This window comes from Campylobacter sp. BCW_6871, assembly GCF_001762325.1.
Taxonomy (GTDB): Bacteria; Campylobacterota; Campylobacteria; order Campylobacterales; family Campylobacteraceae; genus Campylobacter_D; species Campylobacter_D jejuni.
Genome location: NZ_MJWQ01000067.1, coordinates 20,857 through 33,455, shown reverse-complemented (window position 1 = coordinate 33,455; position 12,599 = coordinate 20,857). Strand labels below are relative to the sequence as shown.

Annotated in this window: 14 protein-coding genes; 13 read left to right on the top strand and 1 reads right to left on the bottom strand. The window is 30.4% G+C overall.

Features of this window, described 5'->3' with window-relative positions; all coding sequences use genetic code 11:
- The first annotated feature begins 203 nt into the window (after window positions 1–203).
- From napA to purU, 11 genes are all read left to right on the top strand, one after another.
- Window positions 204–2,978: a periplasmic nitrate reductase subunit alpha gene (gene napA, locus AJ930_RS08330; RefSeq protein ID WP_070275163.1), complete on the top strand. Its 2,775-nt coding sequence runs from the start codon at window positions 204–206 to the stop codon at window positions 2,976–2,978.
- Between the two features lie 17 nt (window positions 2,979–2,995).
- Window positions 2,996–3,736 (top strand): ferredoxin-type protein NapG, encoded by a 741-nt coding sequence (gene napG, locus AJ930_RS08325; protein ID WP_070275162.1) that lies wholly within the window; start codon window positions 2,996–2,998, stop codon window positions 3,734–3,736.
- Entirely contained in the window at window positions 3,733–4,515 is a 783-nt protein-coding gene (napH, locus tag AJ930_RS08320; protein ID WP_074469907.1) for a quinol dehydrogenase ferredoxin subunit NapH, read from the top strand. Before napG ends, napH begins: the two co-directional genes overlap by 4 nt.
- Window positions 4,512–5,036: a nitrate reductase cytochrome c-type subunit gene (locus AJ930_RS08315; protein ID WP_010891887.1), complete on the top strand. Its 525-nt coding sequence runs from the start codon at window positions 4,512–4,514 to the stop codon at window positions 5,034–5,036. The genes napH and AJ930_RS08315 overlap by 4 nt, the downstream gene beginning before the upstream one ends.
- A 4-nt stretch (window positions 5,037–5,040) precedes the next feature.
- Window positions 5,041–5,955, top strand: coding sequence for a WD40 repeat domain-containing protein (locus AJ930_RS08310; protein WP_070275161.1), 915 nt, complete (start codon window positions 5,041–5,043; stop codon window positions 5,953–5,955).
- Window positions 5,948–6,286, top strand: coding sequence for a chaperone NapD (locus AJ930_RS08305; RefSeq protein WP_002852435.1), 339 nt, complete (start codon window positions 5,948–5,950; stop codon window positions 6,284–6,286). Before AJ930_RS08310 ends, AJ930_RS08305 begins: the two co-directional genes overlap by 8 nt.
- A gap of 9 nt (window positions 6,287–6,295) precedes the next feature.
- Window positions 6,296–6,469 (top strand): Sec-independent protein translocase subunit TatA2, encoded by a 174-nt coding sequence (gene tatA2, locus AJ930_RS08300; protein WP_002852615.1) that lies wholly within the window; start codon window positions 6,296–6,298, stop codon window positions 6,467–6,469.
- 78 nt (window positions 6,470–6,547) lie between these two features.
- Window positions 6,548–6,796, top strand: coding sequence for a tetratricopeptide repeat protein (locus tag AJ930_RS08295; RefSeq protein ID WP_002859818.1), 249 nt, complete (start codon window positions 6,548–6,550; stop codon window positions 6,794–6,796).
- The gene (gene ciaD, locus AJ930_RS08290; protein ID WP_044794316.1) at window positions 6,793–7,284 is read left to right on the top strand and encodes an effector protein CiaD; all 492 of its coding nucleotides are present in this window, start codon (window positions 6,793–6,795) and stop codon (window positions 7,282–7,284) included. Before AJ930_RS08295 ends, ciaD begins: the two co-directional genes overlap by 4 nt.
- Window positions 7,253–8,371, top strand: a complete 1,119-nt coding sequence (locus tag AJ930_RS08285) for a CCA tRNA nucleotidyltransferase (RefSeq protein WP_070275160.1) — start codon at window positions 7,253–7,255, stop codon at window positions 8,369–8,371. The genes ciaD and AJ930_RS08285 overlap by 32 nt, the downstream gene beginning before the upstream one ends.
- Complete coding sequence (gene purU, locus AJ930_RS08280) at window positions 8,368–9,192, top strand: formyltetrahydrofolate deformylase (RefSeq protein ID WP_002861431.1); 825 nt, start codon at window positions 8,368–8,370, stop codon at window positions 9,190–9,192. Before AJ930_RS08285 ends, purU begins: the two co-directional genes overlap by 4 nt.
- Here purU and AJ930_RS08275 read toward each other — a convergent pair.
- Window positions 9,189–10,463: an aminotransferase class V-fold PLP-dependent enzyme gene (locus AJ930_RS08275; RefSeq protein WP_002860760.1), complete on the bottom strand. Its 1,275-nt coding sequence runs from the start codon at window positions 10,461–10,463 to the stop codon at window positions 9,189–9,191. The genes purU and AJ930_RS08275 overlap by 4 nt on opposite strands.
- Before the next feature lie 35 nt (window positions 10,464–10,498).
- Here AJ930_RS08275 and AJ930_RS08270 point away from each other — a divergent pair, with 35 nt between their 5' ends.
- Window positions 10,499–11,377, top strand: coding sequence for a DUF234 domain-containing protein (locus tag AJ930_RS08270; RefSeq protein ID WP_079396825.1), 879 nt, complete (start codon window positions 10,499–10,501; stop codon window positions 11,375–11,377).
- Between the two features lie 3 nt (window positions 11,378–11,380).
- Window positions 11,381–12,400, top strand: coding sequence for a fla regulon two-component system sensor histidine kinase FlgS (locus tag AJ930_RS08265; protein ID WP_070275159.1), 1,020 nt, complete (start codon window positions 11,381–11,383; stop codon window positions 12,398–12,400).
- The last annotated feature ends 199 nt before the right edge of the window (window positions 12,401–12,599 follow it).

Here is a 12,599-nt window from a genome sequence, read left to right as displayed (position 1 = left end):
AGGGCTTAATTTTTACATCTTCATTTTTTTATTATTTTAAGTTGATTATTTTTAATATTTATTTTGTGTAAGAATAATATAAAAAGGACAATAAAACTCCTATAAAATAGAGCTTTAAAATTATTATTTTTATTAAAATTTCAAGAGATTTTTATACTCCATTTTTTATAATAAGATGATTTTTTTATTTTGGAGGAATAAGGATGAATAGAAGGGATTTTATTAAAAATACCGCTATTGCAAGTGCTGCTAGTGTTGCAGGACTCAGTGTTCCAAGCTCTATGCTTGGCGCGCAAGAAGAAGATTGGAAATGGGATAAGGCTGTTTGTAGATTTTGTGGAACTGGCTGTGGAATTATGATAGCCAGAAAAGATGGCAAAATCGTAGCAACAAAAGGTGATCCTGCAGCACCCGTAAATCGCGGACTTAATTGTATCAAAGGTTATTTTAATGCTAAAATCATGTATGGTGAAGATCGCCTTGTTATGCCTTTGCTTCGCATGAATGAAAAAGGCGAATTTGATAAAAAAGGCAAATTTCAACAGGTTTCTTGGCAAAGAGCTTTTGATGAAATGGAAAAACAATTTAAAAAAGCCTACAATGAACTCGGCGTTACAGGTATAGGGATTTTTGGTAGTGGGCAATACACTATCCAAGAAGGTTATGCTGCTTTAAAACTTGCAAAAGCGGGTTTTAGAACAAACAATATCGATCCAAATGCAAGACATTGTATGGCCTCTGCAGTGGTTGGTTTTATGCAAACTTTTGGTGTAGATGAGCCATCAGGCTGTTATGATGATATAGAACTTACAGATACTATCATCACTTGGGGAGCTAATATGGCTGAAATGCACCCAATCCTTTGGTCAAGAGTAAGTGATAGAAAACTAAGTAATCTTGATAAGGTCAAAGTTGTTAATCTAAGCACTTTTTCTAACCGTACTTCAAATATTGCTGATATTGAAATTATTTTTAAACCAAATACAGATTTGGCTATTTGGAACTACATAGCAAGAGAGATTGTTTATAATCATCCAGAGGCTATGGATACGAAATTTATCAAAGAACACTGCGTATTTGCAACTGGTTATGCTGATATTGGTTATGGTATGAGAAATAATCCAAATCATCCAAAATTTAAAGAAAGTGAAAAAGATACAGTTGAAAAAGAAAATGTAATCACTTTAGACGATGAAGAGGCTACTTCTTTATCTTATCTTGGCGTTAAAGCGGGTGATAAATTTGAAATGAAACATCAAGGTGTGGCTGATAAAAACTGGGAAATTTCTTTTGAAGAATTTAAAAAAGGTTTAGCCCCTTATACTTTGGAATACACTGCAAAGGTAGCCAAAGGTGATGATAATGAGTCTTTGGAAGATTTTAAGAAAAAACTTCAAGAATTAGCTAATCTTTACATAGAGAAAAATCGCAAAGTCGTAAGTTTTTGGACTATGGGCTTTAATCAACATACAAGAGGTTCTTGGGTAAATGAACAAGCTTATATGGTGCATTTTTTACTAGGAAAGCAAGCTAAACCAGGTAGTGGAGCCTTTTCTTTAACAGGACAGCCAAGTGCTTGCGGAACGGCTAGGGAAGTAGGGACTTTCTCCCATCGTTTGCCTGCGGATATGGTTGTGGCAAATCCAAAACACAGAGAAATTTCTGAAAAAATTTGGAAAGTTCCTGCAAAGACCATCAACCCAAAACCAGGTTCTCCTTATCTTAATATCATGAGAGATTTAGAAGATGGAAAAATTAAATTTGCATGGGTGCAAGTGAATAATCCATGGCAAAACACTGCAAATGCAAATCACTGGATCGCAGCAGCAAGAGAAATGGATAATTTTATTGTTGTAAGTGATTGTTATCCTGGAATTTCAGCAAAAGTAGCTGATCTTATTTTACCAAGTGCTATGATTTATGAAAAATGGGGTGCTTATGGTAATGCTGAAAGAAGAACTCAACATTGGAAACAACAAGTCTTACCTGTAGGTGCTGCCATGAGTGATACTTGGCAAATTTTAGAATTTGCAAAACGCTTTAAGCTTAAAGAAGTTTGGAAAGAGCAAAAAGTGGATAATAAGCTTACCTTGCCAAGTGTTTTAGAAGAGGCAAAAGCTATGGGTTATAGTGAAGATGATACACTTTTTGATGTACTATTTGCCAATAAAGAAGCAAAAAGCTTTAATCCAAACGATGCTATCGCAAAAGGCTTTGATAATACTGATGTTAAAGGCGATGAGAGAAAAATTCAAGGCAGTGATGGAAAAGAATTTACAGGCTATGGCTTTTTCGTTCAAAAATACCTTTGGGAAGAATATCGTAAATTTGGCTTAGGACACGGCCATGATTTAGCGGATTTTGATACCTATCATAAAGTAAGGGGTTTAAGATGGCCTGTGGTTAATGGCAAGGAAACACAGTGGAGATTTAATACTAAATTTGATTATTATGCTAAAAAAGCGGCTCCAAATTCAGATTTTGCTTTTTATGGTGATTTTAACAAAATGCTTACAAATGGAGATTTAATAGCTCCTAAAGATGAAAAAGAGCACAGTATTAAAAATAAGGCTAAAATTTTCTTTAGGCCATTTATGAAAGCACCTGAAAGACCAAGTAAAGAGTATCCATTCTGGCTTGCAACAGGAAGGGTTTTAGAGCATTGGCATAGTGGAACTATGACTATGCGTGTGCCTGAGCTTTACCGTGCTGTCCCTGAAGCGCTTTGCTATATGAGTGAGAAAGATGGAGAGAAATTAGGCTTAAATCAAGGTGATTTGGTTTGGGTGGAATCTCGTCGTGGTAAAGTAAAAGCAAGAGTAGATATGCGTGGAAGAAACAAACCGCCTGTAGGACTTGTGTATGTGCCGTGGTTTGATGAGAATGTATATATCAATAAAGTTACTTTGGATGCGACTTGTCCGCTTTCAAAACAAACTGACTTTAAAAAATGTGCTGTAAAAATTTATAAGGCTTAATTTAGGGTTTTGATTAAATGAAAGGTAGAAGAGAATTTTTCGTTAGCGCCTTTAAGGCTGCATGTTTATGTACAGGAGGTGGATTTTTGGTTAATTTGACTTTAAAAGCCGATGATAATTATGCCTTGCGTCCTCCTGGGGCTGAAGATGAAGCTAGATTTTTAAGCAAATGTATTCGTTGTGGGCTTTGTGTAAAAGCCTGTCCTTATAATACTTTAAAGCTCGCTAGCTTGTTAGATAGTCCAAAAAATGGCACGCCTTTTTTTAGAGCAAGAGAAATTCCTTGTTATCTTTGTAAGGATATTCCTTGCATTAGAGAATGTCCAACTGATGCTTTAGATAAAAAGCATTTAGAGCAGGGTATAGAATCCTTGAAAATGGGTATTGCTATTGTTGATAGTGCTTCTTGTGTGGCACACTGGGGAATTCAATGCGATGCTTGTTATAGAGCTTGTCCTTTGATAGATAGGGCTTTAAAACTTGAGCTTAAACGCAATGAACGCACCGCCAAACATGCTTTTTTACTACCTAGTGTGGATCATGAAGTGTGTGTAGGTTGTGGGCTTTGTGAACTTGCTTGTATTACTGAAAAACCGGCCATTCGTGTTTTACCAAGGGAGTATGTATTGGGAAAAGCAGGATCTCATTATGTAAAAGGCTGGGATGAAAAAGATGAAGGTCGTATAAAAAATGCAGATACTTCAAAACATTTTAATGCTAAAAAAGCAACCAATTATTTAAATGATGGAGAACTGTGATGAAGTATTTAATTGCTAGACGCATCGTTCAGCTTGGAATTTTAGCGCTTTTTAGTTTTAAAGCTACAGATTTTATCTTGCAGGGAAATTTAAGTTCTTCTAGACTTTTTAATACCATACCTTTAAGCGATCCTTTTGCGGTTTTGCAAATCATTTTAGCAAGCTGGAGTATAGATTTAATGGCTTTAATAGGAGCTTTGATTATATTTTTTATCTATGGTTTGCTTTTAGGAAGGGTTTTTTGCTCTTGGGTTTGTCCTGTTAATTTAATCACAGATTTTGCTGCTTTTGTGCGAAATAAATTAACCCTTAATAATAAATTTTTAATTTTGCCTAAAAATTTACGCTATTTTGTATTAGTCTTGGTTTTAATCCTTTCTTTTGTATTTTCATTACCTGTGTTTGAAAGTTTTTCTTATATAGGAATGATACATAGAGGGATTATTTTTGCTACAAGTTCTTGGATTTTTGTAGCCTTTATACTTTTTTGTATCGATACTTTTTTAAGCCCTAGGGCAATTTGTTCACATTTTTGTCCACTAGGAGCTTTTTATGCTTTTATTTCTCGTTTTGCTTTGCTTAAAATAAAGCATGATAGTGATAAATGCACTAAATGTTATGAATGTATCCGTATTTGTCCTGAAAAACAGGTTTTGTGGATGGTTGGAAAAGAAAGTGCTAGCGTGAAATCAGGAGAGTGTATAAGGTGTGCAAGATGTATAGAAGTTTGCAATGATGATGCTTTGAATTTTAATATTTTTGATTTAAGGAATAAATAATGAAGAAGAAATTGGTTTTATTAGGAAGTGCTGCAGTGGTATTTTTTGCCGCTTGCGCAATGAATAGTGGGGTAAGTTCAGAACAAATTGGACTTAGAAAAGCAAGTTTAGAAAATGAAAATAAAGTAAATTTAGTGGAGGCAAATTTCACAACTTTACAGCCTGGGGAATCTACTCGTTTTGAGCGTTCTTATGAAAATGCACCACCATTAATTCCGCATGCTATTGAAGATTTGTTACCTATAACTAAAGATAACAATATGTGCTTAAGCTGCCATGATAAGGCTATAGCAGCAGATGCTGGTGCAACTCCACTTCCTGCTAGTCATTATTATGATTTTAGACACAACAAAACCACAGGAGATATGATTAGCGATAGTCGTTTTAATTGTACTCAGTGTCATGTTCCACAAAGCGATGCAAAACCTTTAGTGGGAAATAGCTTTAAACCTGAATTTAAAAATGAACAATTAAAAAGTCGTTCAAATTTAATTGATGTGATTAATGAGGGTGTAAAGTAAATAAATGAAAAAATTTCTTTTTATTTTGAGTCTTTTTTGTGTTTTATCTTATGCTTATGAGCTGAAATTAAATGCCAATATAACAGCTTTAAAACTAGATAAGCAAAACTTATATATAGGCACTGATAAAGGTGAAATTTTACAATATAACATTAAAGATAAAAGTTTAAAAGAACTTTTATCTTTGCCAAAGATTAAAAATTATTATGGTGATGATTTTGCTAAAATTTACAACATTGATATTTTTAAACATACACTTTTAATACTTAGCGAGGGTGATTTTGGTGCTAAAAATTTAAGTTTTTATAAGGAAAATTTACAAATCAAAAAGCTCGAAGAAAATAGCATAATAAAAGCATTTTTTATCAATGAAAACACTTATCTTTTGATTTCTATTGGTTCTGAAATAGAATTGATTGATAAAAGTTTAAAAAATATAAAAAAATTTAATTTTTCTCATTCTAGTCTTAATGATGCAGTTTTAAATGAAGATAAGAGTATGCTGGTTGCAGGTTTTGAGAGTGGTGAAGTAGAACTTTTTGATTTGAAAAATTGGAAGATGTTAAAAAACTATGATAAAATGCATAAAGATAATATCTATCAAGTAGATTTTAAAAATAATATTATTTTAAGTTGTGGAACGGATAGGCGTATAGGAGTTGTAAAAAATGAAGAGCAAAATTTTTTGCAAAAAGATTTTTTGATATATACTTGCGCTTTAAGTCCTAATGGAGAATTCGCTGTTTATAGCGATAATGAAGCTGGAGTTAGTGAAGTTTTTAGCACAAGTGATTTTAAGCCTGTTAAAACTTTTAATAATGAAAATTTGATGAGTGAGTTTATTATTTTTTTAAACAATAAAGATTTTATTGTTTCAGGCTTTGGTGATAGTATAATGTTTAGGAGTATTGATGAATAATCTTTCTAGTGTTTTGATTTTAGCAAAAGAAGAATATATAAATGATTTAAAAAAGGCTATATCTGAAATTCCTTTTTGTTCTGTAGAACTTTGTGAAAATGAAAAGATTATAGTTGTGATTGAAAGTGAAAATTTAGAAGATGAATTAAACTCTTATAAAATGCTTGAGAAATTGCCAAATATTATCAGTATTAATATGGTTTTTTCTTATCAAGATTTAAATGATGATATCCAAAAAGCAATCAATAGTGGCGCAATAGAAACGATAGAAAAAAATGAAAATGCTGAGAATGTTCGCTACTATGGTAGTGTATTTAATCAATTTTCTTAAAGTGTAAAGATGGTATTTTTAATCCCATTGCTTATTATAATTGGTGTTATTTTTGGAATTGATTATGTGTATTTTAAAAATCAAGATTTAAAAGTGCAAGTTAAAAAAGAACAAAAAGAATTAAATTCTAGTTTAGAGAAAGAAAAAAAAGAATATATAGAAAAATTATTTAAAACAAAATAGACATTAAAAATCATATTATTTTCTTAAAGATAAATTAAAAAGCTTTTTGCTAGAATTAAAGAAAAATTTTAGGAAACAGTGATGAAAAATACAGTCACTGAAGCTTCTATCTATGAGGCTCAAGGGTTAAAAGACGAAGCTTTAGAAATTTATAAAAATATCTTAAAAGAAGATCCAGATAACCAAAACGCTATCGATGCGGTTCGTCGTCTTAGTGGTTTTAGATCCAAGCATAAAGATTTAAACACTCAAATGTTGGATTTTTTTATTAATATGAAAAGCGATGAAGAAATTAATGAATTTAAAAGGTGGTTGATAAAAATATGAATTTGGAAGATTTAGCTAAAAAAACCATTAGCGAAGTTAGCTCTATCATGGAAGAGCAAAGAAGACAAAATGAAATTTTAAAAGAACAAGAATTAAGCAGAAAAACTGAAATAAAAGATGAATTACCACCTATGGAGTTTGTATGCGAAGAACTTGATACTCCGCAAGACTTAGAAGATAAAATTTCTATGGCAAAATTTGAAGAAGAGCAAAAAATACAAAATAATATTGAAATTTCTACTCAGGAAAATAAAGAGTTTAAAAAAGAAGAGCCTTTTTTACAAAGTGAAATTTTAAATCCCAGTGTTATGACAGAGGTTCAAACGCTTAATGAGGATATTTTTTTAAAACATCTTAGAGAGAGAATTTTAGTTCTTTTTGAAGGTTTAAATAGTATAAAAAAAGATGATCTTGAAAATAGATTAAACTTGACCATAAATTTTTTAGAGTTTTTGCTTGCAAATATCGAAGATAAGCTTAAAAAATAATCCCGATTTACAGTTTATCGCTGAGTTTTTAAAGCCTTATACTAAACGAGCGTATTTGGTTGGAGGTAGCGTTAGGGATTTGTTTTTAGGTTTAAAAATTTGCGACTATGATATAGAGCTTTATGATATAAAATCTAAAGATTTTGAAAAGATTATGCAAAAATTGGGCGCACAAGGCTTTGGAAAAAGTTTTTTTGTATATAAGTTTAAAAATTATGATTTAGCTCTTGCTAGAACCGAAAATAAAATAAGCTATGGACATAAAGGTTTTGAAGTTCAAATTTGCAATGATGAAAAACTTGGCGCCAAAAGACGCGATTTTACCATAAATTCTATGATGATTAATCTTTTTAACGATGAGTTTTTAGATTTTTATGGAGGATTAAAAGATCTAGGAGTAGGCTTTTTAAGGCATATTGATAAACAAAGCTTTCAAGAGGATAGTTTAAGAGTATTAAGAGCGGTAGTATTTGCTTCAAGGTTTAACTTTAAGATAACTAGCGAAAGCTTGAAATTGATGCAAAGTATGGATATTACTGATCTTAGCAAAGATAGGATCAATGCAGAGCTTTATAAATTCTTTAAAAGCCCTAGACTTGATGTCGGCTATAGATATTTACAAGAACTTGGCTTAGAGAAACAGATTTTTGGCTTTGAGAGTGTTTTTAAGAGTTTGGAATTTCAAAATTTACTCAGACAAAGTAGAGAATTTGTAAAAAGTGATGCTTTATTCTTGTATTTGTATTTGAATTTTTTTAATTTAGAAAAAGATATATTTTTTAAAAGAACTAAACTTAAAAAAGAATACCTAAAATACGCAAATCAAGCTTTTTATCTTGATGATATAAGTGATTTTGAACTAGCAAAAATTGCTTTTGAAATGCCTTTGAAGGAATGGCTTGGACTTTGGAGTAAAAAGCGTATTGAACAAGCTAAAAGATTAGGGCTTTATGAGAATAAGTTTGAAAGTAAAATTTTAGCAAAAGATTTCATAAATGCTGGATTTTGTGGTAAAATTCTTGGTTTAAAGCTTCAAGAAGCAAGAGAGAATGAATTAAAAGAATATATAAAAGGTTTAGCTAAATGATTTCTGTATTAAAAATTTGTACCAAAGATCAAAAAGGTTTAATCTATAGAATTTCTGATGTTATTTTTAAATATCATATCAATATAGTAAAAAACGATGAATTTGTAGGCGAAGGAATGTTTTTTTTTCGTGCTCTTTTAGAAGGTGAATTTGATAAAGAAGCTTTTATAGGAACGCTTGAGGCTATGCTTGGACAAGAAGCCTTGATAGAGCTTTGCGAGAAGAGAAAAAAAGATATTGTTGTTTTTGCTACTAAAGAAAGTCATTGTTTGGGAGATTTGCTAATAAAGCATTATAGTAACGAACTTGAGGCAAATATCAAAGCTGTAATTTCAAATCACAACTCTTTAAAGGATTTAGTTGAGAAATTTGAAATTCCTTATCATTTTATCAGTGCTGAAAATTTAGATCGTAAAGAGCAAGAAAATCAGATTTTAAAATGTCTTGAACAATATAAATTTGATTATTTGGTTTTGGCAAAATATATGCGAATTTTATCTCCTGATTTTGTTAAGCATTTTGAAGGTAGGATTATAAATATTCACCATTCTTTCTTGCCTGCATTTATAGGAGCAAATCCTTATAAACAAGCCTTTGAAAGAGGGGTTAAAATAATTGGAGCTACGGCACATTTTGTAAATAATAATCTTGATGAAGGTCCTATTATCACTCAAGCTGTTTCGCCTGTAAACCATGAATTTACTTGGCAAGATATGCAGCAAACAGGTAGAAATATAGAAAAAGATGTTCTTTCAAAAGCACTTGATTTGGCTTTTGAAGATAGAATTTTTATATATAATAATAAAACTATAATATTTTAATGTGATAATTTTATTATAGTTTTATTTAAAGCATTAAAAAAATAATCAATATCCTCTTTTTCATGCGTATAATGCAAACTTATTCTTAACCAGCCTGGTTTTGTTTTAAGTTTTTGATTATCTTTTAAGCCTAGCAAATCATGACCATAAGGCCCAGCACAAGCACATCCAGCGCGTGTTTCTATGTGGTATTTTTTACTAAGTTCGTAAGCGATATCAAAAGGAGAAATTCCTTTGATATTGAAAGCAAAAATAGGCAATCGGGTTTTTAAATTCTTTGCATATAAAATTAAATTAGGTATAGTTTTTAGTTTTTCAAAAAAATAATCTTTTAGAATTTCTTCTTTTTTTTCTATATTTTTAATCCCTATAGAATCTTTGATTTTAAAAGCTAAGCTAGCGCGAATGAGTTGTAAAATTCCAGGTGTTCCTCCTTCTTCTAAAGCTTCTTCATTGCAAAGGTAGCATTGTGAAGTGCGAGAAACATAGCCCACAGTTCCACCTGCTGCAAAGCTAGGCTTGTTTCCACAAAGATCTTTTTTGATGGCTAAAAGTCCAGAACCACCAATACCACCGATTAATTTATGAGAACTTATAAACAACGCATCATAGTATTGGCAAGATATGTTTTTATAGGGAATGAAACTAGATGCATCAAAAGCAACTATCCCTTTAAATTTACGAACCATTTCAGAAATGCGTTTATAATCACTTAATATCCCAGTAACATTTGAAGCCAAAGAAAAGCTAGCGATTATTTTTCTTTTTTTGTTTTTTTGTAAAGTTTTTTCTAGAAAATCAAAATCAATTTCTCCATTTTTATCTAAGGGAATTCTAATGCATTCACACAAGCCTTCTCGAAATGAAAGTTCATTAGAATGATGCTCATAAGGCCCTACGATAACTAAAGGTAAGGTATTTTTATCAATTTGCGTAAAATATCTTTCTTTTACAAGAGGAGGAATGTAAATGCCGATCAATTCTTGAAATTTTTTAATAGCACTGCTTGATCCTGTTCCGCAGGCTATAAGGGCAAAATTTTCATCTAATGATAAACTTTTTTTTATATCTTTTCTTGCTTGTTCGTAAATTTGTTGAGTTTTAAAAGAATTCAAAGAGCTATCAGAATGTGTGTTTGCATAGGTTGGAAGAATTTTTGAAATTTCTTTTTCTACACATTTTAGAGCTAAAGCACTTGCTGTGAAGTCAAAATGCAAAATACCTTTTTTTAAGATCAATTCTTTTTTTAAATCTGAAATTTGCAAATACAATCCTTATAAAAATTTGTTAAAATTATACTATAAAAATGCTTTATAAAAGGAAAAATATAAAATTTAAGAACTTTGTAGATTTGCATAAGAATTTGTCTTTAAGCAAGCTTTTTGATTTTTATAGTGTGTTTGAAGGTTTTGAAAAATTAAACATTTTAAATTTTGAAGATGATGTATTTGCAAATATAGAGCAAATTTTGCTTGATGATTATCTAAAAATTAAAAGTTATTTCGCCTTGGATGAAACAAGTTCTTACGCTCTTACTTTACTAGCTAAAAACAATCGCAAGCGTTTTTCTATCAATAGAAAAATTCAGCATTTTAAAGCTTTATCTACACTTAAATATCTTTTAGAAACAGGTATAATAAAACTTGAGTATAGTAAGGAAGCTAAAAAAATAAAAGATAAAAGACAAAAAATCAAAAAAGAACTAAGATCTTATGTTGTCCAAGATAAGATTATATTTAGCAACCATTTTATTCGTTTCTTTTTTTATTTTTTAAAGCCCAATGAAAAGCTTATTTTGCAAAATCGTTATAAAGAAGTTTTAGAATGCATTAAAGAAAAATTTGAACTTTATCAAAGTTTTTGTTTTGAACAACTTTCTAGAGAATTGCTTGAGAAAAAATTCAATATCAATGGAGTGCAAAGTTACTGGGATAAGAATTTAGAACTTGATCTTTATTATCAAGATGAAAATTTATGTTTTGTCGGAGAAGTTAAATTTAAAAATAAAAAAATTTGTAAAAATATTTTAAATCTTTTAAAATCAAAAGCAAAGTCTTTAAATTTGGCTCCAAATTATTACATTATAATCTCAAAAAATGGTTTTAGCAAGGAATTTGATAAAATATGTGAACAGAATTTGCTTTTACTTGATTTGAATGATTTTAAGATTTTATTAGAGGAATGATAAATGAATGAAAGTATTTTAAAAAGTTTAGACTCAAATGAAAAAGAAACCCTACAAAAAGGCTTAGAAAGTCTTATAGAACAAACTTATGTAATAGAAAATGAATACAAAACTTTAAATGAAAACTATAATTCCTTACGCGCAATGGTTGATGAGATTATAGAGGTGTTGCCTAGTGCACTTTGGATTTTAGATAAAGAAAAAAATATTATTTTACAAAATCAAGAAGCCTTGAAAAATCCAAAATTACTTAGTATCATTAGTCTGGATAAAATTCGTGATGAGCTTGAATTTGAAGGTAGGTTTTATGCGGTAAAAATCATAGCACATAATGAAAAAACTATAGTTTCAGCTATAGATATTAGCGATGAAAAACGCAATGAAAGGCTTGCAAGCATGGGCAGTGTGGCGGCTCATTTGGCACATGAGATAAGAAATCCTATTGGATCTATATCTTTACTTGCTTCAACCCTTTTTGCTCGTAGTGAGCTTAAAAATAAGCATATAGTTCTTGAAATCCAAAAGGCTATTGCTAGAGTAGAGCGTATCGTAAATTCAACTTTACTTTTTACTAAGGGTGTGCACATCAGTGCTTTAAATTTTAATCTTTTAGAGTTAAAAGAAGAGTGTGAAAGTGCCATTAACTCTTATAATTTTACTTCTCAAATAGACTTTGAAATATCTTTTTTGGATAAGCAGATTTGTGCTGATAAAGCTCTTCTTGGTTTGGTTTTGCAAAATTTGATTTATAATGCTATTGATGCGATAGAAGAAAGCGAATGTGAAAAGCCTATGATTAAAATTTTAGCAAGTTGTGATAATGAAAAAATATGCATCAGAGTGTATGATAATGGTTGTGAAATAAAAGATGAGAAATTGGTTTTTGAAGCTTTTAAAACAACAAAACTTAAAGGCAATGGGCTTGGCTTGTCTCTTTCTAAAGAAATCATAAACGCTCATAAGGGAGAGTTAAGTTTTCAAAGTGATCCTAAGAATTTTTATTTTACCTTACCTTTGGTGTGATAAATATTTTCTTTTCACCCCAAAACGGAACAGATCTTGCTTATATTATTTTAATATATTTAGGTTGAAGGCAAAAAAATCTAAATTAAGGAATTAATATGAGTATCTTTAGCATCAATGATAACTCAAACTATACTTCTATACTTTCACAAGCAAAAGCTAATAAAGAAAGTAAAGAAAATTCTAAAATAAGTTTTGC